Genomic DNA, 23,747 nt, shown 5'->3' on the forward strand with positions numbered 1-23,747 from the left:
TTTTAACGTGTGAATAAGGGGTCTTCTCTATTATACGAAGCAAGGAATCTGCGGGTTGAATGTCTTGTTGTTCTCCGTCATGACTTGCTTTTTAATTTTGCCTTCTCCGAGGTAGACGATGCGGTCAGCAAGCGCCTCTGCATCTTCCTCGTCGTGTGTCACGAAAATCGTCGTCGTACCTGTCTGCTTCAAGAGACGGCGAAGGTCGTCGCGAATCCGATGTTGAAGTGACGTGTCGAGGTTACTGAACGGTTCGTCTAGAATCAACAGTGCTGGTTTCGGTGCGAGTGCACGCGCGAGCGCGACACGCTGTTGTTGTCCCCCACTGAGTTCGTACGGGTAGCGGTGGCGGAACTCCGTCAAGTTGACGAGCGCGAGCATCTCTTCGACACGCTCATTTCGTTCTTTCCGGCTTAGTTTATGAAGACCGAACCGAATGTTCTTTTCAACGGTCATGTGTGGAAAGAGTGCGTAATCTTGGAAGACCATCCCGACGCCACGATCTTCTGGTGGCATGAACTGACAATCGTCGCAACAGACACAGTCGTTCACAACGACGACGCCCTGGTTCGGCATCTCGAGCCCTGCGATCAATCGGAGAATCGTACTTTTCCCAGAACCGCTGTCCCCAAGAAGCGAGACGATTTCGCCTTTTGTGATCGAAATCGAGAACCCTTTGATGGTCTCTTCATGTGCACCTTTATAGCTAAAATGTAAATCGTTGATTTGAACGAACATTAGTCGGCCTCCTTATCAAGCACCTTATGGGAAACGAATATCAACAGTCCACTCATGAGGACGATAACGATGGAAGCGAGTGCCGCTTCATGAATCTTCTCATCACTCACGTATTTGAACGCCTGTGTCGCAAGCGTCGAAAAGTTAAATGGTTGTAAAAAGAGCGTCAACGGCAACTCTTTCATAATATCAATAAAAACGAGGATAAATGCGCTCATGATGGCGCCTTTGATCATCGGGATATCCACGCGGAAGAACGTTTGGACCGTGTTCCAACCAAGCATGCGGGATGCTTCAGTGAACGATTTCCCGACCTTCTCGAACCCGCTTTCAATCGAGTTATAGCCGATAGCGAGGAAGCGGATGACGTAGGCGAAGATGAGCATGATGAGCGTCGTCCGAAACACGAACGTCTGACTCAAGTCGAGCGCCTTAGCCATGTCGAGCACTTTGTCATCGAGCCATAAGAAGAGCGTGATGACCGCAATGGCGATCGCTGCTCCCGGAATCGAATATCCAAGCGTCGTCACCTTTGAGATGACGCGTGTCATGTTCGAAGGGAAGAGCCGTGTGTAGTTCGCAATGATGAGTGCGAACAACAGGATGATCACCGTCGCGATAAAGGCGACACGCACCGTATTCCAAACGAGTTGCCAAAATTCTTCCGTGAAGACCGTATCGAACGTCAGGAACGTCCATGCCGTCAACTGCGTGAACGGAATGACGAATGCGATGGCAAAGACGATGGAGACATAAGCGAATACCGCATAGCGATGCCAGCCTTGAAGCGGTCTCGGTTTGAGCGGTTTCACTTTCGTCGAAGCGTAACTAAATTGCTTCCGTCCTCGCACGAGCCGTTCCATCGTCAAGATGGCGATGACGAGAATCATGAGGGTACCTGCCAACTTCAGCGCTGACGACGTATCCTTCATCCCGAACCATGTGCTAAAAATAGCGGTACTGAACGTCTGGATCCCGAAATATTTCACGACACCATAGTCGTTAAGTACTTCCATCAACACGAGACTGACACCACCGATGATGGCAACTCGGGAAATCGGAATGACGACGGTGAAGAAAATATCCCACGAGCCACGACCGAGGATCCGTGCGTTTTCAATCATCGAGGACGATTGGTTATGCAGGAACGCTCGTGTGATCGTATAAATGTATGGATAGAGGAACAAGGTGAAAATAAACACTGTCCCTTGAATCGACATGATATTGAAGTACGACTGATCGACGGTGATCCCGAACTGGTTCCGTAGCGTTGTTTGGATCACTCCCGTGTAATTTAAAATGCCGTGATACGTATACGCCCCGATATAAGGCGGAATCGCGAGCGGCAAGATGAGTGCCCATTTAAAGAAGCGACGGAATGGAAAATCATAGACGGTCACGAACCAGGCAAGACTCGTTCCAATCACAGTCGTTAGGAGACCAGTAGCCACCATGATGAACAACGTGTTCCGCACATAACGGGGCAACAAATACTCTTGAATATGCTGCCAGTTGTCATTGACTGGTGCAAATAATTCCACGAGCACGACAATCCCCGGCAAGACGATCAATAAAATCGCGAGAAAGCTTAGGATCGCCCATCCATTCAGTTGTCGTTTTACCGCGTGCCAGTTCATGTCGTACCTCTCCCGTTCTGTAAACAATCAATTCCTGTCCCATCATATCAGTTTCTACGCGTCCCGTGTAGCGCTTAGGGTGTATGAAACGCAAAAACCTCCGGCCTGAACTCTCGTTCAAGCCGAAGTCATCTTACTTCCAACCTACTTCGTTAAAGATGCGGATTGCTTCTTGTTGGTTTTCTCCAAGTGCAGAGAGGTTGATATCTTGCTCTTTGAACTCGCCCCATGATTGAAGAAGCTCATTCGGCTCAACCGACTCGTTGACTGGGTATTCGTAGTTCACACTCGCAAATTTCTCTTGAGCTGACGGCTCTGACATGAACTCCATCAATTTTTGAGCATTTTCTGTATTCTTCGATGCTTTCGTCATTGCGATACCAGAAATGTTCACATGTGTACCTGTTGTATCTTGGTTCGGGAAGAAGACACCGAGTTGCTCGGCGACTTTCTTCTCTTCTTCGTCTTCAGAATTCAACATGAGCCCCATGTAGTACGTGTTCATGATGGCGACGTCCCCTTCACCAGCGACGACTGCTTTCGCTTGGTCACGGTCGTTCCCTTGTGGATCACGTGCCATATTGTTCACTAAGCCTTTCGCCCACTCTTTCGCCTCGTCGACTCCGTTCACTTCGATGAATGACGCGAGAAGTGAAATGTTGTACATGTTTTCAGATGGACGGACGAGTACTTTTCCGTTCCACTGTTCTTCTGTCAACGCTTCATACGTCGACAAATCTTCTGGTTTCACACGATCTTTTGAGTAAACGATGACACGCGCACGTTTTGTCAAACCGAACCATTCGTTGTCCGTGTCACGATATTTTGCAGGGATGTTTGACTCAAGCTCGTCGCTATCGACCGCTTGGAGATGTCCTGCTTCTTTCGCTTGATACAAGTTCCCAGCATCTGCCGTGATAAAGAGATCAGCCTCAGTGCTCTCTCCTTCAGTGTTCAAACGCTCAAGAAGTTCGTCACTCTTACCTTCAACGACGTTTACCTTGATGCCCGTTTCTTCTTCAAACTGCTTATATAATTGTTGATCGACATCGTAGTGGCGACTCGAGTAAACATTGACGACGTTCGAATCGTCCGAGCCTTCATTTGAAGTTGTCTCATCTGTGCTTGCACAAGCGGCAAGGAGTGATGTCGTTAACGCTGCTGAAATTCCTAAAGCTGCATATTTTTTGTTCATCTGTCATTCCCCCACGTTCAATGTTTTTTCTCTATGGTAATGATAATTACTCTCAGTACCTATCATCACTGATAATCATTCTCACGTCAAGGATTTTCTGCAATCGCTATCAGTTGAAATGTGTGATTTGTGACAGTTTTGAAGTCATTAATTCTTGACTTCAAAAGATTTCTAACGCTATAGTGAAATCAAACAAACCGTCTGGTCGGTACAGAAAGGGGTGAAGATATGACAAACCGATCGAATATCACAAAACAAAAGCTGTTAGATGCGGCAACGGATATCATCATGAGTCAAGGTGTCCATCAACTTACATTAGATGAAGTCGCCAAAACAGCTGGCGTTTCAAAAGGTGGGCTTCTCTATCACTACGCTTCAAAAGAAGCATTGATGACCGCAATTGTCGAACGGTTACAACAAGAACAAAATGAGTTGTATGCCTCACTGCAACAGGAAGGTCACGGTCCAGTCGAAGCATTCGTTCGTCTGTTCGATGAAACGAATTTGCATCCCGAACGCGCTGCCATTCATATCGACGTTGAGAAAATGATTGCATTTCTCACGCTGTTCGCCGTCGACCAAGAGTATGCCGATCGATGGAAGCAAGATTTAGATACGTTCTTCGCACAGTTTCAAAAAACAGCCGACCCGGTTGAAACAATGATCATTCGTTATGCACTCGAAGGCATGATGATGTCAGAACATTTTGGGGTCGGTGTTCCCCCTGCCGAGCTCAAACAAGCGATCATCGCACGCTTGATTGAACGGGCACACGCCATCGACAGTCAATCATAAAAACAACATATAGAGGAGATTTAAAACCCATGCAGAAAATCACGTCTTTTTCCGTTAACAACAAGTTTGCGGTTTGGTTGATGACGATCATCTTGACGGCCGCAGGTCTTTTCGCAGGTCTGACGATGAAGCTCGAGACGCTACCGGATATCACGACGCCGACCGTCTCGGTCACAACCATTTATCCAGGAGCATCCCCTGAGCAAGTACTCGAAGAAGTCAGTACCGTTCTCGAAGAACGCCTGCAAAGTCTAAATGGCGTGGAACAAGTTCGTTCTTCATCGTTCCAAAACGCTTCAAACATCCAAATCGATTACGACTTCAGTACGGATATGGATGAAGCGGAACAGCAAGTCAAAGACGCGTTAAGTAACGTCGAACTACCTGAATCGGCACAAGAACCTCAAGTGTCACGCCTCAGCTTCGACGCTTTCCCGGTCATCGGGGCCGCCATCTCGGATGAGAGCCTGGACTTGGCTGAATTGACGAAACTCGTCGAGGAAGAAGTCCAACCCGCTCTTGAAGGAGTCGAAGGCGCACAAACCGTCCAAATTGCTGGACAAGAGATTCGCCGCGTCGAACTTCAATTCGATCAAGAAGCGCTCGCTGAATACAATTTGACAGAAGACACGGTCAAACAATTGATTCAGGCGAATGATGCCCGTATCGCGCTCGGATTATATGAATTAGGTGACACGGAACAAGCGGTCGTCATCGATGGAAAATCTGAGACGCTCGAAGCGTTCCGTGACATCCAAATCCCTTACTCACCAGCACAATCAACGCCGACGACACCGTCTGCTCCGACTGAATTGCCACCTGGTCAAACACCAGACGTGCCGACAGAGGTCCCGACGGAAACACCATCGGCATTACCACCAAACGTTCCGACGACGGTTCCGACTGTCGCGTTGAGCGAACTCGCGACAATCGAGGACAAAGGAATTGAAGAATCGATTTCTCGCTCGAACGGTGAACGTTCAATCGGCGTACAGGTGACGAAGACACAAGATGCGAACACGGTCGATGTCGTCAATGCCGTCAAAGAAGTATTGAATGACTTCGAAGCAGAGTATGACACGGCGAATGTATCGATCACACTCGACCAAGGACAACCGATTGAAGAGTCGGTCGAGACGATGTTATCGAAAGCATTGCTCGGTGGCTTATTCGCCATCCTCATCATCTTAGTGTTCTTGCGTAACTTCCGATCGACAATCATCGCTGTAATCTCGATCCCGTTATCGCTTCTCATGGCACTTATCGTGTTGAAGCAATTGGATATCACATTGAACATCATGACACTCGGTGCGATGACCGTTGCGATTGGACGCGTCGTCGATGACTCCATCGTCGTCATCGAGAACATTTACCGTCGCCTCACACGGTCGAACGAACCACTTCGCGGTAAAGAATTGATCATCGCGGCGACAAAAGAAGTATTCATCCCGATCGCCTCGTCAACAATCGTCACAATCGCGGTATTCTTACCGCTCGGATTTGTCACAGGATTTGTCGGTGAATTGTTCTTGCCGTTCGCATTGACTGTCGTCTTCGCCCTACTCGCTTCATTACTTGTTGCGATTACGGTCGTACCAATGATGGCCGACTCGTTCTTTAAAAACCGCGATAAGTTGAAGCCAGAAGAAGGTCCAGGAAAGCTCGCAGAATGGTATCGCGGCGTCTTGAACTGGTCACTGAACCATAAACTCGTCGTCTTCGGACTCGCGACTGCCCTATTGATTGGTAGTTTTGCCCTCGTCCCAGCGATTGGGGTCAACTTCTTGAACCAAGATTCGGAGAAGACGTTGTTCGTCACGTTCGACCCAGAACCTGGTCAAACGCTTGAAGATTCGATTGCCGCGGCTGAAGTGGCAGAAGAATACTTCATGGAAGAACAACCGAACGCAACGGACGTTCAATTTACAGTCGGTGGAGAGAATCCGCTGAACCCAGGAAACAATAAACAAGGAATCTTTATCGTCCAGTATGACCCGGACACGGAAGATTTCGCAGATGTGAAGTTGGCTGATATTGAGAAGTTGAACGAACTCGCCTCAAACGGGGAGTGGAAAGAACAAGACTTCTCAGGTGGCGGCGCAACGAGCGGTGTCACGTATAACGTCTACGCCAACTCGCTTGAAGATTTAGAAGCGATCGTGCCGACCTTCATCGAAACGATTGAAGAAGAAACGGATTACGTCCGTCAGGCAACGTCAGACTTACGTGAGTCGTACGTACAATACACGTTCAACGTCGACCAACAAGCCGCTGCAGAAGCCGGTGTGTCTGCAGGTCAAATCGCACAAGTCATCAGCCAATTCCAGGCACCAGAAAGCCCACTTGCGAGCGTGACAGTGGATGACAAACAGTTAGACGTCGTCATCCCGAACGAGCAAGTAACGTATGATAGTGTCGATGACTTACAAGCACAAGAAATCACGACACCGTTCGGACCACGCCCAATCTCAGACTTCATTGAAATCGAAGAAGGCACAACGCCGGATACACTCGTCGAGCGCGACGGAAAACTGCTCGCACAAGTGAGTGTCGAACTCAGCACGGATAAAGCGACAGAAGCGTCTGCTGCGATCGAAGAGCGCGTATCAGAGATCGAGCTCCCGTCTGGCGTATCGTATGATGTCGGCGGTGTAACGGAACAGATTCAAGAATCGTTCACACAGCTTGGTCTTGCGATGCTCGCCGCAATCGCCATCGTCTACTTGGTTCTCGTTATCACATTCGGAGGGGCACTCACACCATTCGTCGTGTTGTTCTCACTCCCGTATGCGATTATCGGGGGACTTGTCGCCCTCCTCATCACGGGTGAAACGATTTCGGTTTCTGCCTTAATCGGGGCACTCATGTTGATCGGGATTGTCGTCACGAACGCCATCGTCTTGATTGACCGCGTCATTCATAAAGAAGAAGCTGGTTTATCAACACGTGAAGCGTTACTTGAGGCAGCAGGCACACGCCTTCGCCCAATCTTGATGACCGCACTCGCGACAATCGGCGCACTCGCACCGCTCGCACTCGGTCTCGAGGGTGGAGCACTCATCTCGAAAGGTCTCGGTGTCACCGTAATCGGCGGACTTACAAGTTCGACGCTTCTCACGTTGCTCATCGTACCGATCGTCTATGAGTTCTTCGCACGATTCCGTAAGAAAAAACAAGCGTAAACAAAAGAGAGTTGACTTTAACAAGTCGACTCTCTTTTTTTGCACTCAATAACACTGCATGATGATTTCGGTTTCTTCAAACCGTTTGGCGCGGAGGGCATCTTCTGGAATAAGAAAATAAAGAATTCCAACATCCCCAAATATGACATCTAATTCTTCAGTAGAATCCATTTGAAAGAGCAGGAAAGGATGATTGAATCGTTCCCCATATGTTTCTTCTACTTCTTCAAACACGTCATTCTGCACTTCATTCGGATGTCCACCGATTGCGTGGAGTTCTTCTTGTTCGAATTGTTCGACAAGCGTTTCGTACAGGTCGTCACCGAGCAAATCGTACAAATCATATCCATTCTCCGCATAGCCCTCTTTGAAAGAAACGGCACGCTCATTCAATGCTTCTCCAACCCGCACTCGCTCAAATTGCGTTTCTTCCGTATACAAGACACGCCAAAGATGACGCTCGTCCTCATCTCCCCAAGGTTGTTCTTCCAAGTCATAGAAGAAAGACAACAAACCTTCTTTCGGGAGTGCATCCACGGATTCAAACCCAGCTAAATCACTTAAACGGAACTGAGCTAAAAACGTCATATTCTCCCCAGGGTGCAAGTCAGCATTTGGCAAATCGGGATGCCCACCGAATTTTGAATGGCCGATTTGAACTTCTTCTCGTGTGGTTCGTGGTACAAGCGTCAAATTGACCCGCTTCGTGAACGCACGTAAAATGTCTTCCCCGTTTTGTAATCCATGCTCTTCAATAAATTGCTCAATCGTTTTTAGTTCCATCTCGACACCCCGCTTGTTTATGATAGATGTAGTATAGCATGCCGAACGTATGTACCCCTTATCTTTTTTGTCATACCCTTTTCTTGACCGATGAAGATGAATTTGAGAAGATGCATACGTTTTGAATGACGCGAAAGGAAGTCATATATATGAAATTATTGAAATGGATGATTGGGCTCTCACTCTTGTTTGGATTGAGCACGCTCGGCAACTGGATGGTTGAGACGTTCTCGTGGAAAGTACCGGGCAGTGTCATCGGCATGGTGCTGTTGCTCGTCCTCTTAGTAACAAAAGTCATCCGCGTGGAATGGATTGAAGACAGCGCTGGATTTTTGACGAAGCATCTCGCCTTCTTCTTCATCCCGATTGCCGTCGGTCTCATGGCGTACGGTACGTTGTTAAAAGCCGCTGGCATCCCTCTTCTCGTCACACTACTCGTCAGCATGGCGGTCGGTATGATCGTGACGGCTCTCGTTTCCGGGAAAGAAGGTGAGGCGTCATGACATACGTTTGGATCGGATTGACGATTCTCGTGTATTCGCTCAGTCGTCAACTTTCGAAAAAATGGGCATCTCCGTTCACTAATGTCGTCTTCTTAAGTACAGCGATTCTGATTCTCCTGTTACTCGTGACAGGACAGTCCTATGATACGTATAAACCGGCTACCGATCTCATCACCATCTTACTCGGTCCGGCGACAGTCGCCCTCGGGTTACCGCTCTATCGCAACTTACCCGTGTTACTCGCCCGGGCAAAGCGAGCATTGAGTGCGATTGTCATTGGGTCTCTTTCCACGATTTTTGTCGCTGTGTTCTTCGGGAAGTTGTTTTCGTTTACCGAAAACGTGTTGATTGCGCTATCGGTCAAGTCGGCCACGTCTCCGATTGCCCTCGAATTGGCTCGACAGTTAGAGGGGGATGCGACACTTGCCGCCTCGATTGCCGTCGCCTGCGGTATTTTAGGTGCGATGCTAGGTCCGGTGCTCTTGACATGGATTCGTATGGACGACCCGTTCACGCGTGGGCTCACGCTCGGCACCATCAGTCACGGAATCGGGACCGCACAAGCAGCGACGGAACATCCGTTGTCTGGTGCAACAGGTGGTGCCGCGATGGGATTGACCGCCATCTTCACTTCGTTCATCTTGCCCATTTTATACCCGTTTCTCTTTTGAACAGGTCACGCTCATTTCATCGATGGGCGTGACTTTTTTGTTTCGACTTCGAGCGCGCGTGATAAACTAATGAAGATGAAACTTTTTAGAGGAGGGCAATCCATGCAAGAGAAATTAATTGAACGCTTAATGACTTATGCGAAGATTGATACACAGTCTGACTTCACGAGTACGACAACACCATCGACGGCCAAACAATGGGATTTGATTCGTCATTTGGAGAAAGAACTGAAAGAACTCGGGCTGACAGACGTCGAGACGGACGAATACGGCTATCTCTTCGCCACACTTCCGAGTAACGTCGATTATGACGTCCCGACAATCGGCTTCCTCGCCCACGTGGATACGGCGACCGATTTCACGGGTACGAACGTTTCACCTCAACTCGTCGAGCACTATGAAGGTGGCGATATCGTCTTGAACGAGTCGCTTCATGTCGTCTTGTCACCAAAAGACTTCCCAGAACTTGACGGGTATGTCGGACATACGCTCATGACAACGGACGGAACGACACTCCTCGGTGCGGATGATAAAGCAGGAATCGCCGAAATCGTCACAGCCGTCGAATACTTATTGGCTCACCCTGAGATTCCGCACGGACCGGTCCGCATTGCTTTTACACCGGATGAAGAAATCGGGCGTGGACCACATAAATTCGATGTCGCCCGTTTTAACGCGGACTTCGCTTACACGATGGACGGGGGACCGCTCGGAGAGTTACAGTATGAGAGCTTCAACGCAGCTGGTGCGACCGTCACCTTCCATGGGACGAACGTGCATCCAGGTAGTGCCAAGAACAAGATGGTCAACTCGATGAAGCTCGCGATGGCGTTCCAAAACCGTTTACCGGCTGATGAGGCACCGGAACGTACGAGCAACTACGAAGGATTCTTCCATTTGAACGGTTTTAATGGGGATGTGGAGAAGACGACACTTCAATACATCATCCGCGATCACGACAAACAGAAGTTCGAAGCGCGTAAAGCGTTGATGGAGAAACTTGTCCTCGAATGGAAACAAAAATACGGGGAAGAGCGGATTGAGCTCAAAATGGAAGACCAGTATTACAACATGGCCGAGAAAATCGAACCGGTCAAACATATCGTTGATACCGTCGCTGACGTCATGCGCGGCCTTGGCATCGAACCGAAGATTGAACCGATTCGTGGTGGGACAGACGGATCGCAACTTTCTTACATGGGCCTTCCGACGCCGAACATCTTCACGGGTGGCGAGAACTATCACGGGAAGTTCGAATATATCTCTGTGAACAACATGGAAAAAGCAACAACGGTCATTATCGAAACACTTCGCACATTCGCGAAGCGTGCACAAGCATAACAAATGCGCCTCCAATCGTTCTCTTTTACACTAGAGACATTGGAGGCGATTTTTGATGAAACATACATTTAGCATGAACCTCGGCTGGGATGGCGGACGAAATGATGTCGGTACCCTCGAGGCCGAGCGATTAAAGACACAGATTTCGATTCCACCCGAAATGGACGGTCCCGGAGTCGGCACGAATCCGGATGAGATGTTACTCGGGGCAGCGGCCACGTGTTATATCATCACACTTGCAGCCGTACTCGGGCGAAGTGACCTGACTCACCGTGGCATCACGATTGATGCGGAAGGCATCGTCGATGTGACAAACGGCATCTTCACTTACGAGACGATTCGCTATACGACAACGATTCAAGTCCCTGCAGAGATGACCGACCGAGAGATCACGTTAGTCGAGCGTATTGCGAAAAAAGCGAAAGATCAATGTATGATTTCACGGGCGCTCGCAGGAAATGTGGCGTTCGAATTGAATACGACCGTTGTACGAGTCGATTAAGGATAAAAGGAGCCGCTTCTTGGAGAAACGGCTCTTTCTTCATGAAATATTTTTGATTGGTTGATCCGACTCTGAGTAATACGTTGCAGAGGATGATCGAAAGACGAAATAGAACTGAATCATACTTAAAAGCAAGATGAAGCTCGCCGCAAAGATGAGTGTGATTCGTAGCTCTACAATATCGCTGAGTAGTCCTACGAGTAACACCCCAATCACTTGTAAGATACTTTGAACCATGCCATATACACTTGCAATCCTTCCTGTCATCTCTTCTGGTAGATTATTTTGATAAAACGTAATAAAACCCGCACCAGAAAAAGCATTAAAGAATCCTAATATGAGAAAACCAACTAGAGTCATCCAAAAAGAATGTGATAAGGCATAAATCATATAGCCGACGGCAACAAGCACCGATCCCGCTCCAATCAACCATTTGATCGACAAGAATCGAGTAGCTGACGCGACGACCAGTGACCCTACTACAGCACTTAAGCCTGTCAGACTAATCAGAAGACCATATTGTGCTTCGGATAAACGTAACGTTTCTTGTGTGAACACCACTTCCTGTGCATCCATCGCGAACGAGACAATTACCATTCCTTGAAACAGCATATACATACTGAAAACAAATATATTACATCGACTGAACGTCCATACTTTCTTCCAATCCGCTCGAACAGTTTGTATCGAAATATGTGCTTTAGACGTTGTTGGCTTCCATTCAAACTGAGGTAATCGTGTTAATAAAATTGCCGAAAAGAAAAAGGATGCAGCGTTTATCCATATCGCGACACTTGTTGTTGACACGAGGACAAGGGCTCCGGAGAGGGCGGGACCAATCAAAAATGCACCTGACGTGATTGCTTGTCGGTAAGCATTAAATTGTTTGCGTCTTGTCGTCGGAATCAATTTTGCGATGTATGAAAATGATGAGACTTCAAAAAAAGATTTTGCGACAGCAAGCAGATACAAACTTCCATACAACAGCCATAACGATTCCATAAAAGGAATTCCAATTAATAAAACTCCCCGAATAACATCCGTCCAAATCATTATATTTTTTAGAGACGATCGATCAACGATACTTCCAATCCAGAACTTTGTCATGACTGAAGCGAGTGGACCAATCATCCACAGACCTGCGACAGCCATCGCTGAATCCGTCAAGCGATAAACAAAAACATTGATTGCTACTAGATATATAAAATCCCCCATACTCGAAATACCAAGTGCCGTTAACAACGAACCTGTTTCAAAACGATGTTTGTTTTCTATACGAGTCATATGCTTCCCCTTTACCTGCAACCTCGCTACCCACTTCACTTTTTATTCTTACTTGAGCGCATTTGCAGAATATGTTGTTTGAATCAAATACGAGCGGCGACAAAAGTCTTCGAACTATCAGCTACCTTGTTGATCGACAATCTCACCGTTCACAGAAATTCCTCGTACAACCGCGTCTTCTCCAATTTGAAAATAATATCGGTACGGGCCTTTTTGAATCATCGTTGCCTCGGTGAACGTATTTTCGTGATGGGATTTCGTTTCAATCGTATCGATTTCTGGATTGTTCACTTCTCCAAATCCCACATTGAAAGAATGTTCGACGTTTCCGGCGTCATCGTATTCTCGTAAAAATGTGCTATATGAGGTGAAATTGTCGTTTTCATAGTGCGTCCACCCTCTTGGTCCAAGAAGCTCCCATCCTTCTTCATCATTCCCCTCAAAGAACTGGACGACCAATGCCTCCATCTCATTTTGAAACTCCATATCATCTTGAAACTCCATGACATCTTGAAACTCCATGACATCTTGAAATTCTGTAGGATCCGGAATCGTCGTGTACATGACGATGGTCACCCCATCGTGTCGTGTTATATAAATCAACTTATTCATGTCATAAGTGAGACCTTTAGCCAACGCCTCGTCAAAATCATCATATTTCCCAAACTCAAACTTCCCTACCTCAAACGTTTGAAGTTCATTCTTCAATAGCGAATTCACGATACTTGAACTGACCGCAATGAATAGGATGATCAGCCAGAGTCTAATTTGTTTCATAGTACCCCCATTTGATTCACGTGCATTTCTGTTCTACATAATATTTCCATCTTACGTTGTATAATCCTCTATCCTGATGCACAAGTTTTTCTTTAACGTTTGTGAATCATGACGTGACACTGCGCGTTTTTCAAAAACGTGATACAATACACGTCGTAAACTAATCAGAAAAACGAGGGATACCATACATGATTACAGTAAATAACGTCAGCCTACAATTTGGCGGCCGTAAGTTGTTCGAAGACGTGAACATCAAGTTCACACCAGGCAACTGTTACGGATTGATCGGTGCGAACGGTGCCGGTAAATCGACATTCTTAAAGATTTTATCAGGTGAGCAAGATACGACGACGGGTGATGTGAGCATCACACCGGGTGAGCGTCTCGCCGTCCTCAAACAGGACCACTATGCATATGAGGACAGTGCTGTTCTCGAGACCGTCATCATGGGTCACGAGCGTCTTTATAGCGTCATGAAAGAAAAAGACGCCATCTATATGAAAGAAGATTTCTCAGACGAAGACGGCATGCGCGCAGCTGAACTCGAAGGCGAATTCGCCGAGTTGAACGGTTGGGAAGCAGAGTCAGAAGCTTCGATGGTTCTTCAAGGTCTCGGGATCACAGAAGCGCTTCACCAGAAACAAATGAGCGAACTCACAGGTGGCGAGAAAGTCAAAGTCCTTCTTGCCCAAGCACTCTTCGGTAAGCCAGACATCTTGCTTTTGGACGAGCCGACCAACGGACTTGACCTCAAAGCAATTCAATGGTTAGAAGAGTTTTTAATCAACTTTGAAAACACAGTCATCGTCGTTTCCCACGACCGTCACTTCTTGAACAAAGTCTGTACACACATGGCAGACCTCGACTTCGGAAAAATCCAATTGTATGTCGGGAACTACGACTTCTGGTATGAGTCAAGCCAACTTGCTACACGTATGGCGGCAGATCAGAACAAGAAGAAAGAAGAGAAGATCAAAGAGCTTCAAAACTTCATCGCACGTTTCAGCTCGAACGCATCGAAAGCGCGTCAAGCGACGTCACGTAAGAAGTTGCTCGATAAGATCACACTCGACGACATTCGTCCGTCATCACGTCGTTATCCATTCGTCGGATTCACGATGGAACGCGAAATCGGGAACGATGTTCTCTATGTCGACAACGTTTCGAAAACGATTGATGGCGTAAAAGTGCTCGACAACGTAACGTTCTCACTTAACAAGACGGACAAAGTCGCATTCGTTGGTCGTTCTGACGTTGCGATCACGACACTCTTCAAAATTCTAATGGGTGAGATGGAACCAGACACAGGTTCGGTCAAATGGGGTGTGACGACGACTCAGTCGTACTTCCCGAAAGACAACTCGGAATACTTCGAGGGCTCGGAAAAGAGTATCCTCGACTGGTTGCGTCAGTTCTCACCAGCCGATGAGTCAGATACGTTCCTTCGCGGATTCCTTGGCCGCATGCTCTTCTCAGGTGAAGAAGTCATGAAGAAGGCGTCTGTCCTCTCAGGGGGAGAAAAAGTACGCTGCATGCTCTCGAAGATGATGCTCTCAAACTCGAACGTGCTCGTCCTCGACGATCCGACGAACCACTTGGACCTCGAATCAATCACAGCACTCAACAACGGTCTCGAGTCATTCAAAGGCGTACTCCTCTTTAGCTCACATGACCATCAGCTCATCTCGACGATTGCGACACGCATCATCGAAGTGACACCGAATGGCATCGTGGATAAAGAAGCAACGTACGATGAGTACTTGGAGAACGAAGCGCTTCAACAACAAGTTGAATCTCTCTATCAAAATGCATAATAAAAATGATCGGCTCGCGTGAGCCGATCATTTTTATTTGACGTCTACCATTTCCATCACGTGCTCATGAATGTCATGACCTTTCGTGACGTGAACTTGAACGTTGTATGCACCAGATTCAGTAAAGGTGTACATTCCTTTGTACATCCCAGCATCTGCTTCCTCTAACTTCACCCACTCATGTTTCTCCGCTCCGTCTTGGAAGATTTCGAGTTGTACGTCTGCCCCCGCTAACATCTCGTCTTCAATCATGACATGTACCATGAACGGTTGTTCCTCACCTGCTGTCGCCTCTTTCGGATCGAGCGTAATGTCCGCTCCTGCATGGTGATGGTGGTCACTATCTTCCTCAGCTTCAGCTGTCGTTTCTGGATGTCCAACCGTCACATTCGTCGTCGGCATCGTATGCATCGAACGCGCTGTCACGTGAACTTGGACCGTATAGACCGCTTCTTCCGCAAACGTCGTCTCTGCTTCGTAGACACCGTCTTTCGTGAGTGACGCCTTGATCATGTCACTCTCTTCTTTCGCACCATTCTTCCATACTTCGAACTTGATCTCATCCGCATCGTCTACGGGTTGACCATCTTGCGTAACTTTTACAGATAAAGGTACTGTTTCTTCTTTTTCTGCCGTCGCAGCAACCGTCAACTCTGCCTCTACCGGCTCCATCGACTGTGGAACAGTTGCACTTTCTGCTTCTTTCTCCGTGCCGCAAGCACCGAGTACGAATAGGCCGATGAGTCCAAACACGACCCCAAACCGTGTCATCATCTTTTTCATCATAAATCCTCCTTATAAATCGCTTACATCATTCACACATTGTTCATGATACCATCTCTTTCCAAAAAGAGTGTGAGCATTCTGTGAGATATCCCACGATACGTTCTCACAAATTTCACACATATAGTTGAATCAGAATTTGTTTCATTCACTTCCGAATATTAGTCCATCATTTCTAAAAAGGGGTATATAAAATATATATAAGGCGTACATTTGGAAAGTCTTAACATCAAGAGGATGACATCATGAATGGAGGCGAATTCAGATGAAACGTAGGGTCATTCGTGGGGCGATGGCATTATTCATCTTATTGGCGATGGTGATCACGCAATCGATCTCCGTCAGTGCCGCCGCTTCAAAATTTATCACGAGCGTGAATACGACGAGCAAAGTCGTCGCGTTGACGTTCGATGATGGGGCAGACGGGGCAAACACGAACAAGATTTTAGACATTTTGGCAAAAAACAACGTCAAAGCCACTTTCTTTTTAACAGGATCCGGTGCAAACAACCATCCCCAATACATTAAAAACATCGCCGCAAAAGGGCATCAGCTCGGTAATCACTCATACACACACCCAGACTTCACGAAACTAACTGCCACTCAAATGAAATCCGAACTCGACCGCACGGAAGCTTTGATCAAGTCGTTGACCGGAAAAACGACAAAACCGATTTTCAGAGCCCCGTTCGGAGCCGTCAATAGTACTGTGTTGAACGGCGTCGGTGCTGCTGGCTATGGTTACACGATTCAATGGAACATCGATACGATTGACTGGAAAGGGTTGACCGCGAGCCAAATCAATACGAAAGTACAAACCAATATCAACCCGGGTTCAATCGTCTTGATGCATACAGGTGCGGGTGCACCGGGTACTCCACTTGCACTCCCAACGATGATTTTACAACTGAAAGCAAAAGGGTACCAATTCGTCACGGTCTCGCAATTACTCGCCTATCAAAACACGTCAACGAACAAAACGTATACTGTGAAGTCCGGTGACACGTTGTACAGCATCGCACGGACGTATGGCGTCACCGTATCCGCTTTAGCGGCAGCTAACAATATCACCAACTATAGCTTAATCTATGTCGGACAAGTGCTCATCATTCCAGGAACAACCGTCACTCCACCACCTACAACGACTGTGAAATACACCGTGAAGTCGGGCGACACGCTTTACAAGATTGCGACGATGTACAATACCACCGTCGCGAAAATTGCAGCCGCTAACAATATCACCAACGTCAACTCCATCACTGTCGGTCAGGTGCTCATCATTCCAGGAACAACCGTCACACCTCCACCTACAACGACCGTGAAATACACCGTAAAGTCGGGCGACACACTGTATAAGATTGCGACGATGTACAATACGACCGTCGCGAAGATTGCCGCCGCCAATAACATCACGAACGTTAACCTCATCAGTGTCGGGCAAGTGTTGACCATTCCGAAATGAGTGAACCGTGAATCTTTTCCTCTACTTGTGACGTATCGTATGCAAACAGGAAAAGAGGAATCGCTATGACTCGAATCGCAATCCGCGTTAGTATCGCTGCACTCATCGGACTTGGTGTCTCCATTGCCACATTCTCGATTTTGATTTGGCTCGGTTATGAACAAGCACTCACATCCGGTGAACCAATCCAATTCTTCACTCGTGACATTTATCAATTCGAAAACGAGGTCGGGGTCGCCAATCAGAATCAGATGGCCATACTTGGTGCAGGTTTTATGGGAATCGCTATTCTCGTCGGAGAAATTGGGGCACGCCTCAAACAAAAATAACCGCTGCGCGTGCAGCGGTTATTTTTAGTGATGATGTCCACCATCGTGATCATGTGACTGAACTGTCGATTGTTCAATCTGGTCGATTTGGTCTTGCGGTACATCGCCGACAATCATCCATGCAGTTGGGGTATACACTTTCTGCCCTTCATGCACCATGCCGTTCACTTGATAGATTCCTTGATCGAGCTTCACGCTCGTTACGAGGTAGCCATCCCTTTCCGTCACTTCGTATGTCTGTGTGTCTTCGGTAGCATAAGGTGTGACTTGAATATGGCTTTCTGTCACGCGTTCGTCATTCGCTACTTTCATCGCAAGTGTCGTCGATCCGACTTCCACGCGTTCAGGTACTATCAATTGAATGCCAATCGGATCAATCGTACGTTCGATCGGTTGAAGTTGACATGCCCCTAACCAGATTGTCGCCATGATGACAGGAAAAACTGCTTTGAATCGTTTCATGCCGCCACCTCCGCTTTCAACTTCCGGCGTCCGATCAACCAATCGAATACGAGAACGATAAGGATGCTGATTCCCGCGAGCGGTAATGTCACACCGAGAAGTAAAATCGAGATACCAACGATTCGTTTGATCCGTTCGTCTTCGAACCGCTTCATCTGTTCGATGGATCCGACTTTTCGTTTGCGCCACATTACGAACGAGCTGATGACCACAAAAATGAGACCTATACAAAGCGCGACCCCAATCAATTGATTCAGTAATCCAAACAAGCGACCTTCATGGAAGGCGATGCCGACCGTAATCAGTTTTCCGAGAATCCCATAATCCGCATACGTTACAGAACTAAGTGTCTCACCGCTATATTGATCTAAGTTCACCGTTGCTTCTTTGAACGGGTGTCCTGCTGCCGATGTGACGGTATAGACGCCTGTTTCGCCTTCTGGAAGCGAGATCGTGTACGGTCGATTGATCGACGTATTGTTCACGACCTGATTCAAGTCAATTGGCAACAGTGTACTTGGTGAAGATGCCGGTACAAGATCTGCTTGTGTTGCCCAAGGTACGTCTTCTGCCACATCTTTTGTGGTTACAGTTGATTCCGGTTTAGCGCCAAACGCATAGGCATACAGCGGTGCTCCCGTATTTGTCGACGAGGAGACCCACTGCAACATCGCTCCCGACACGGAGGACCAGGCAAGACCTGAACTAATGATGATGACGAGACCTAGCGATGACCATAAAGCGACGCTACCGTGCATTTGTTTCCACCATTGCCGACCTTTCCCGAGCTTCGGCATGAGCATCCGAACCGGATTTTTCCCACGTGGCCAGAATAAGAACGTTCCCGTAATGAGAAGAATAATGGCCCATGATGCCGCAAGCTCGACAATCCAGTTCCCGATTTGTCCGCCTAATAGTGTGCCATGAATCACAACCAACAAATCCATACTACTTTCAGCAGTTCGTGTCCCTAAAACTTCGGCAGTTTCTGGATGAATATATGTATACATCATCTCATCATTGTTCATCCAACCGATTCGAGTCGATTCACCTTCATTCGGCAATCGAATCGATGTGATTATCGCATCCGGATATTCTGTCATGAATGATTCCTTTTGGATTTCTATCGGCTGTTCTTCCGTGAAAGATGCCGTCATCATGTCTTTGTATTGCATCTTCGTGACTTGTGGTTCAAACAAATAAATGCTTCCTGTCACAGCCAAGATAATGAAAATCGGTGCAAATATAAGACCTGCATAAAAGTGCCAACGCCAAATCGCTTGATACCAAGCGTTGCGTTTGTTCAATCGTTCCCCTTGCATACCGCTTCCCCCTTATTTTTTGTGTCCAACTTGTGAACAGATTGAGTATACAAGGAATGGAAACGTTTTATTCTTACTATTTGTGACAACTATTCGTCGATATAGAGAAGTCAAAATGAACTTTAATTCATCTTTTTTTCACATATTTTAGGACTTACTCCACACATTTTCACATAAACAAAGAGACGCCAACAAATTGGCGTCTCCAAAGTGTGATTAATTTGTGAATTGCTCTGCTTCTGTCGAACCGGCGAGTGCAGTCGTTGATGATTGCCCACCTGAAATAACGAGTGAGACTTCATCGAAGTACCCCGTCCCGACTTCACGCTGATGACGTGTCGCCGTGTAACCATGTACTTCAGCCGCAAATTCTGCTTGTTGTAACTCCGAGTACGCAGCCATGCCACGGTCTTTGTATCCGCGTGCGAGCTCGAACATGCCGAAGTTGAGCGCGTGGAATCCAGCGAGTGTGACGAACTGGAACTTGTATCCCATTGCGCCGATTTCTTGTTGGAACGTCGCAATCTCTTCGTCTGACAACTTCTTCTTCCAGTTAAACGATGGCGAACAGTTGTAAGCGAGAAGTTTTCCTGGATACTTCGCATGAATCGCTTCGGCAAATTGACGTGCCTCTGCCAAATCTGGTTCAGACGTCTCACACCAGACAAGGTCTGCATATGGTGCATAAGCAAGACCACGAGCGATGGCTTGCTCGATACCAGCTTCCGTACGATAGAAGCCTTCCGGTGTACGCTCTCCAATGATGAACGGGTGATCGATTGGATCGATGTCGCTCGTGATCAAGTTCGCCGCATGCGCATCTGTCCGTGCTACGATGATTGTCGGGACACCCATGACGTCTGCCGCGAGCCGAGCCGAAATCAAGTTTTTCACAGCCGTCTGGGTTGGGAGTAACACCTTCCCACCGAGGTGACCACATTTCTTCTCAGACGAGAGCTGGTCTTCGAGGTGAACACCGGCAGCACCTGCTTCAATCATTGCCTTCGTTAATTCGAATACGTTGAGGACACCACCGAACCCCGCTTCCATATCCGCGACAATCGGTGCGAACCAATGCGTATCGCCTTTTCCTTCTGCCGTTTGAATTTGATCGGCACGTTGAAGCGCCTGGTTGATTCGTTTGACGACACTCGGAACCGAGTTGGCCGGATATAAACTTTGGTCCGGGTACATGTGACCTGACAGGTTAGCGTCTGCCGCTACTTGCCAACCGCTTAAGTAGATGGCTTCGAGTCCTGCCTTCACTTGCTGAATGGCCTGGTTCCCTGTCAACGCGCCGAGCGCATGAACGTAGTCACGCTCATGCATCAATTTCCACAGGCGTTCCGCCCCTTTTGTCGCAAGCGTTTGTTCAATCACGATAGACCCTCGTAACTTCATGACGTCTTCTACAGAGTATGGACGCTCTACCCCTTCAAATCGTTCTGACTTCCAGCTGTTCACCAATTCTTCGCGTTGTTTCATTAATAAACCCTCCTGTATTATATTAATTTCAATTAATTCAATTTGTTATATAACAGATAGTGCAAATTAAACACTTTAGTCGAGGTAAGCACAGCACTCCAACGCTGCTTTGAACGTCGAATGCTCCATCCCACAGCAACGGCATACGTTCTCTTCGTCCCGATCTTCCGGTTTGCGGAAGACGACGACTTCATCGATCGGCTCTTTCATGATTTGGAGCGAGCCGTCGGCACGGTCCAAGACGAGGCGCATCAAGTCATTGCCATATACGAATGCTGTATTCGCAAGTGATGCTGTCGATTCTCCAGATACGATGCGGCGGACGACCCAACGTTCAATCAACTGTTCGCTTTCCATTTTTTTCGTTGTCATGATGAGGTTCCTCCTTTTAAATTGAACTCCACGGTTTGTCGCTTCATAAATTCACGGCGGCGGCGATGCAAGATTGGTTCCGTGTACCCGTTCGGCTGTTTCAACCCATGAAACACGAGTTCGTGAGCGGCTTGATAGGCGATTGACTGATCGACATTCGGTGTCATCGGTCGGTAATTCGGATCTGACTCGTTCTGCTCATCGACGACTTGCGCCATCCGATAAAGTGTGACCTCCACTTGATCTGCTGAACAGATGCCGTGATGCAGCCAGTTGGCCACGTGTTGGCTCGAAATCCGGAGTGTCGCTCGGTCTTCCATCAGTCCGATATGGTGAATATCCGGTACTTTCGAACAACCTACACCTTGTTCGACCCAACGAACGACGTATCCGAGCAATCCTTGTAAGTTGTTCTCGAGCTCTTCTTTAATTTCGTCTTGTGAATAGATGCGCGTCGCGAGCGGAATGTCGAGGAGCTGTTGTCGCTCATGTTTCGAATGAGGCTGCTTGATCAATTCTCGCTGTACATCAAAAGCATCGAGTTGATGATAGTGCATCGCATGGAGCGTCGCCGCTGTCGGCGAAGGCACCCATGCCGTCGTTGCCCCGGAGCGTACATGCGCAATTTTTTCACGCATCATGTCCCGCATCCGATCAGGCATCGCCCACATCCCTTTTCCGATTTGTGCTTGATGATGGAACCCGCTCTCGAGACCAGTTGATACATTCAACCGTTCATATGCAGCGAGCCAAGGTGACGTCTTCATTTCTCCCTTTCGACGCATCGGTCCGAGTGTCATCGAGGAATGAATCTCGTCCCCCGTCCGGTCGAGGAATCCCGTGTTGATGAAAACGACCCGCTCTTTTACTTGAGCGATACAATTTTTCAAGTTGAGCGACGTTCGTCTCTCTTCATCCATCACGCCGACTTTTAACGTATGGCGTGGAAGTTCTAACAGATCTTCTACAGCGTCAAACAAGTCATTGGTGAATGCTACTTCTTCAGACCCGTGCATTTTTGGTTTGACGATATAGATCGATTCTTCCCGAGAGTTGAGGCGGCGATGTAGATGGCGACTCGCGATCAATGAAGTGAAGATGGCATCAACGATCCCCTCTGGTACCTCACGACCTTCTGCATCAAGGATCAAGTCCGTCGTCATCAAGTGTCCGACATTTCGAATGAATAAGAGTGCGCGTCCTGGGAGGACAACTTCCGCCCCACCTTTTCCAATCAAACGCTTATCTTCGTTTAAACGTCGAGAGAGTCGCTCCCCGTTCTTTTGGAACGAGGCTTCAAGCGTCCCATCCATCAAGCCGAGCCAATTACGATACAGATGAACTTTGTCTTCCGCACAAACGGCTGCGACCGAGTCTTCACAATCCACGATTGCGGATAGGGCTGATTCGAGCTCGATGTCCATCAGTCCAGCAGGATCGACTTTGCCGACCGGATGCTCGCGGTCAAATTGCAGTTCAACGTGTAAGGCATGGTGTCTGAGCATCAACGTCTTCAACTCGTTCGGTTCCCCGGTGTAACCGACGAAAGAATCATCTGCGAACGATTGCTCGACGTCCCCGATTACCGCATAAGCGACATCATCACGAACGACGTATTGCGTCACTTCCTTGTGCGACCCTGACGGTAGCGGGAACGTGTCATCTAGAAACTGTTTCGCCAACCGAATAACTTCATTACCGCGAACGGGATTATATCCTCGTCCCTTTTCCATACCGTCCGCCTCTTCAATCATATCTGTTCCATAAAGGGCGTCGTAGAGACTTCCCCATCTGGCATTGGCGGCGTTAAGTGCATATCTGGCATTGTCTAACGGTACGACGAGTTGCGGTCCCGCTTGATGCGCGATTTCACGATCGACACCCGAAACATCGATGTTAAAATCTTCGACAATCGGTTCGATATAGCCGATTGACGTTAAAAATGTCTCATATTCGATTGGATCGACTTCTTCTTGGCGACTGTACCACTCCTGTAACAATCGCTCATATGTCATGCGCTGCTCCAGAAGTGTCTGATTCACTGGAATGAAACGCTCTAGAAGCGATTCAACGCCTTCCCAAAAAACGTTGATTTCCTGGGGTTCAAGTACGTTTTTATTCACAAATTCAACCAGCTTTTCATGAACATGATACGTATTTAGTCGTTCATAGTGTTCCAAGCGTTCACATCCTCCTTTAATAGTTGTTATATATCAGTTGATTACAATATAGACTATTATATAACAGTTTGACAACCCATTTCTTAAAACTTTTTATTTGAAATCTCGTCAGGATGGGTTTACTATACAT

At 47.6% G+C, this 23,747-nt stretch carries 21 protein-coding genes; 9 read left to right on the top strand and 12 right to left on the bottom strand.

What is annotated here, in order from left to right:
- Window positions 1-30: 30 nt before the first annotated feature.
- From LCM29_RS11670 to LCM29_RS11680, 3 genes are all read right to left on the bottom strand, one after another.
- Window positions 31-738, bottom strand: a complete 708-nt coding sequence (locus tag LCM29_RS11670) for an ABC transporter ATP-binding protein (protein ID WP_224862981.1) — start codon at window positions 736-738, stop codon at window positions 31-33.
- Window positions 738-2,375: an ABC transporter permease gene (locus tag LCM29_RS11675; protein WP_224862983.1), complete on the bottom strand. Its 1,638-nt coding sequence runs from the start codon at window positions 2,373-2,375 to the stop codon at window positions 738-740. Before LCM29_RS11675 ends, LCM29_RS11670 begins: the two co-directional genes overlap by 1 nt.
- A gap of 133 nt (window positions 2,376-2,508) precedes the next feature.
- Window positions 2,509-3,570 carry a Fe(3+) ABC transporter substrate-binding protein gene (locus LCM29_RS11680; RefSeq protein ID WP_214876230.1) on the bottom strand — a complete coding sequence of 354 codons (1,062 nt, stop codon included), beginning with the start codon at window positions 3,568-3,570 and terminating at the stop codon, window positions 2,509-2,511.
- 228 nt (window positions 3,571-3,798) lie between these two features.
- On the opposite strand from LCM29_RS11680, the gene LCM29_RS11685 reads away from it, so the two are divergent.
- Window positions 3,799-4,365, top strand: coding sequence for a TetR/AcrR family transcriptional regulator (locus tag LCM29_RS11685; RefSeq protein WP_214876228.1), 567 nt, complete (start codon window positions 3,799-3,801; stop codon window positions 4,363-4,365).
- A 29-nt stretch (window positions 4,366-4,394) separates the two neighbouring features.
- Window positions 4,395-7,547 carry an efflux RND transporter permease subunit gene (locus LCM29_RS11690; protein ID WP_224862985.1) on the top strand — a complete coding sequence of 1,051 codons (3,153 nt, stop codon included), beginning with the start codon at window positions 4,395-4,397 and terminating at the stop codon, window positions 7,545-7,547.
- Window positions 7,548-7,592: 45 nt separating this feature from the next.
- Here the strand turns inward: LCM29_RS11690 and LCM29_RS11695 are convergent, their stop codons facing one another.
- Window positions 7,593-8,330 carry a YwqG family protein gene (locus LCM29_RS11695; RefSeq protein ID WP_214876224.1) on the bottom strand — a complete coding sequence of 246 codons (738 nt, stop codon included), beginning with the start codon at window positions 8,328-8,330 and terminating at the stop codon, window positions 7,593-7,595.
- A 149-nt stretch (window positions 8,331-8,479) separates the two neighbouring features.
- On the opposite strand from LCM29_RS11695, the gene LCM29_RS11700 reads away from it, so the two are divergent.
- The 4 genes from LCM29_RS11700 (at window position 8,480) to LCM29_RS11715 (ending at window position 11,347) form a co-directional block, all read left to right on the top strand.
- A complete protein-coding gene (locus LCM29_RS11700; RefSeq protein WP_214760713.1) occupies window positions 8,480-8,833 on the top strand; it encodes a CidA/LrgA family protein in 354 nt (117 codons plus the stop codon).
- Complete coding sequence (locus LCM29_RS11705) at window positions 8,830-9,504, top strand: LrgB family protein (RefSeq protein ID WP_214876220.1); 675 nt, start codon at window positions 8,830-8,832, stop codon at window positions 9,502-9,504. The genes LCM29_RS11700 and LCM29_RS11705 overlap by 4 nt, the downstream gene beginning before the upstream one ends.
- A gap of 102 nt (window positions 9,505-9,606) precedes the next feature.
- Entirely contained in the window at window positions 9,607-10,845 is a 1,239-nt protein-coding gene (gene pepT, locus LCM29_RS11710) for a peptidase T (RefSeq protein ID WP_224862987.1), read from the top strand.
- A 52-nt stretch (window positions 10,846-10,897) separates the two neighbouring features.
- Window positions 10,898-11,347 (top strand): SACOL1771 family peroxiredoxin, encoded by a 450-nt coding sequence (locus LCM29_RS11715; protein ID WP_412093988.1) that lies wholly within the window; start codon window positions 10,898-10,900, stop codon window positions 11,345-11,347.
- 39 nt (window positions 11,348-11,386) lie between these two features.
- Here LCM29_RS11715 and LCM29_RS11720 read toward each other — a convergent pair whose 3' ends face one another.
- Both LCM29_RS11720 and LCM29_RS11725 read right to left on the bottom strand, forming a co-directional pair.
- Entirely contained in the window at window positions 11,387-12,631 is a 1,245-nt protein-coding gene (locus tag LCM29_RS11720) for an MFS transporter (protein WP_224862991.1), read from the bottom strand.
- A gap of 117 nt (window positions 12,632-12,748) precedes the next feature.
- A complete protein-coding gene (locus tag LCM29_RS11725; protein ID WP_224862993.1) occupies window positions 12,749-13,408 on the bottom strand; it encodes a hypothetical protein in 660 nt (219 codons plus the stop codon).
- Window positions 13,409-13,596: 188 nt separating this feature from the next.
- Between LCM29_RS11725 and LCM29_RS11730 the strand changes: the two genes are divergently transcribed.
- Complete coding sequence (locus LCM29_RS11730) at window positions 13,597-15,222, top strand: ABC-F family ATP-binding cassette domain-containing protein (RefSeq protein WP_214695756.1); 1,626 nt, start codon at window positions 13,597-13,599, stop codon at window positions 15,220-15,222.
- Window positions 15,223-15,255: 33 nt separating this feature from the next.
- Here the strand turns inward: LCM29_RS11730 and LCM29_RS11735 are convergent, their stop codons facing one another.
- Complete coding sequence (locus LCM29_RS11735; protein WP_224862995.1) at window positions 15,256-16,005, bottom strand: FixH family protein; 750 nt, start codon at window positions 16,003-16,005, stop codon at window positions 15,256-15,258.
- Window positions 16,006-16,270: 265 nt separating this feature from the next.
- Here LCM29_RS11735 and LCM29_RS11740 point away from each other — a divergent pair, with 265 nt between their 5' ends.
- Together LCM29_RS11740 and LCM29_RS11745 are read left to right on the top strand one after the other, a co-directional pair.
- Entirely contained in the window at window positions 16,271-17,467 is a 1,197-nt protein-coding gene (locus LCM29_RS11740) for a LysM peptidoglycan-binding domain-containing protein (protein ID WP_224862997.1), read from the top strand.
- 65 nt (window positions 17,468-17,532) lie between these two features.
- Window positions 17,533-17,796, top strand: a complete 264-nt coding sequence (locus LCM29_RS11745) for an LlsX family protein (protein WP_224862999.1) — start codon at window positions 17,533-17,535, stop codon at window positions 17,794-17,796.
- Window positions 17,797-17,820: 24 nt separating this feature from the next.
- Here LCM29_RS11745 and LCM29_RS11750 read toward each other — a convergent pair whose 3' ends face one another.
- The 5 genes from LCM29_RS11750 to LCM29_RS11770 all read right to left on the bottom strand — a co-directional run bounded on the left by LCM29_RS11750 (window position 17,821) and on the right by LCM29_RS11770 (window position 23,617).
- A complete protein-coding gene (locus LCM29_RS11750) occupies window positions 17,821-18,258 on the bottom strand; it encodes a hypothetical protein (protein ID WP_224863002.1) in 438 nt (145 codons plus the stop codon).
- Complete coding sequence (locus tag LCM29_RS11755) at window positions 18,255-19,580, bottom strand: PepSY-associated TM helix domain-containing protein (protein ID WP_224863004.1); 1,326 nt, start codon at window positions 19,578-19,580, stop codon at window positions 18,255-18,257. Before LCM29_RS11755 ends, LCM29_RS11750 begins: the two co-directional genes overlap by 4 nt.
- Before the next feature lie 216 nt (window positions 19,581-19,796).
- Window positions 19,797-21,065 carry an isocitrate lyase gene (aceA, locus tag LCM29_RS11760; protein ID WP_224863006.1) on the bottom strand — a complete coding sequence of 423 codons (1,269 nt, stop codon included), beginning with the start codon at window positions 21,063-21,065 and terminating at the stop codon, window positions 19,797-19,799.
- A gap of 75 nt (window positions 21,066-21,140) precedes the next feature.
- Window positions 21,141-21,437 carry a hypothetical protein gene (locus LCM29_RS11765; RefSeq protein WP_015880380.1) on the bottom strand — a complete coding sequence of 99 codons (297 nt, stop codon included), beginning with the start codon at window positions 21,435-21,437 and terminating at the stop codon, window positions 21,141-21,143.
- A complete protein-coding gene (locus LCM29_RS11770) occupies window positions 21,434-23,617 on the bottom strand; it encodes a malate synthase G (RefSeq protein ID WP_224863008.1) in 2,184 nt (727 codons plus the stop codon). The genes LCM29_RS11765 and LCM29_RS11770 overlap by 4 nt, the downstream gene beginning before the upstream one ends.
- Window positions 23,618-23,747: the final 130 nt, after the last annotated feature.

The sequence above is a fragment of the Exiguobacterium aestuarii genome (genome assembly GCF_020171655.1).
Taxonomy (GTDB): domain Bacteria; phylum Bacillota; class Bacilli; order Exiguobacteriales; family Exiguobacteriaceae; genus Exiguobacterium; species Exiguobacterium aestuarii_A.

Excerpts from the sequence above, each read along its gene's own strand:
- LCM29_RS11690 (WP_224862985.1), top strand. The coding sequence starts at position 4,395 with ATGCAGAAAATCACGTCTTTTTCCGTTAACAACAAGTTTGCGGTTTGG.
- LCM29_RS11670 (WP_224862981.1), bottom strand. The coding sequence starts at position 738 with ATGTTCGTTCAAATCAACGATTTACATTTTAGCTATAAAGGTGCACAT.
- LCM29_RS11745 (WP_224862999.1), top strand. The coding sequence starts at position 17,533 with ATGACTCGAATCGCAATCCGCGTTAGTATCGCTGCACTCATCGGACTT.
- LCM29_RS11700 (WP_214760713.1), top strand. The coding sequence starts at position 8,480 with ATGAAATTATTGAAATGGATGATTGGGCTCTCACTCTTGTTTGGATTG.
- LCM29_RS11685 (WP_214876228.1), top strand. The coding sequence starts at position 3,799 with ATGACAAACCGATCGAATATCACAAAACAAAAGCTGTTAGATGCGGCA.
- aceA (WP_224863006.1), bottom strand. The coding sequence starts at position 21,065 with ATGAAACAACGCGAAGAATTGGTGAACAGCTGGAAGTCAGAACGATTT.
- LCM29_RS11750 (WP_224863002.1), bottom strand. The coding sequence starts at position 18,258 with ATGAAACGATTCAAAGCAGTTTTTCCTGTCATCATGGCGACAATCTGG.
- LCM29_RS11730 (WP_214695756.1), top strand. The coding sequence starts at position 13,597 with ATGATTACAGTAAATAACGTCAGCCTACAATTTGGCGGCCGTAAGTTG.
- LCM29_RS11680 (WP_214876230.1), bottom strand. The coding sequence starts at position 3,570 with ATGAACAAAAAATATGCAGCTTTAGGAATTTCAGCAGCGTTAACGACA.
- LCM29_RS11765 (WP_015880380.1), bottom strand. The coding sequence starts at position 21,437 with ATGACAACGAAAAAAATGGAAAGCGAACAGTTGATTGAACGTTGGGTC.
- LCM29_RS11740 (WP_224862997.1), top strand. The coding sequence starts at position 16,271 with ATGAAACGTAGGGTCATTCGTGGGGCGATGGCATTATTCATCTTATTG.
- LCM29_RS11720 (WP_224862991.1), bottom strand. The coding sequence starts at position 12,631 with ATGACTCGTATAGAAAACAAACATCGTTTTGAAACAGGTTCGTTGTTA.
- LCM29_RS11735 (WP_224862995.1), bottom strand. The coding sequence starts at position 16,005 with ATGAAAAAGATGATGACACGGTTTGGGGTCGTGTTTGGACTCATCGGC.
- LCM29_RS11675 (WP_224862983.1), bottom strand. The coding sequence starts at position 2,375 with ATGAACTGGCACGCGGTAAAACGACAACTGAATGGATGGGCGATCCTA.
- LCM29_RS11725 (WP_224862993.1), bottom strand. The coding sequence starts at position 13,408 with ATGAAACAAATTAGACTCTGGCTGATCATCCTATTCATTGCGGTCAGT.
- LCM29_RS11695 (WP_214876224.1), bottom strand. The coding sequence starts at position 8,330 with ATGGAACTAAAAACGATTGAGCAATTTATTGAAGAGCATGGATTACAA.
- LCM29_RS11705 (WP_214876220.1), top strand. The coding sequence starts at position 8,830 with ATGACATACGTTTGGATCGGATTGACGATTCTCGTGTATTCGCTCAGT.
- LCM29_RS11755 (WP_224863004.1), bottom strand. The coding sequence starts at position 19,580 with ATGCAAGGGGAACGATTGAACAAACGCAACGCTTGGTATCAAGCGATT.
- pepT (WP_224862987.1), top strand. The coding sequence starts at position 9,607 with ATGCAAGAGAAATTAATTGAACGCTTAATGACTTATGCGAAGATTGAT.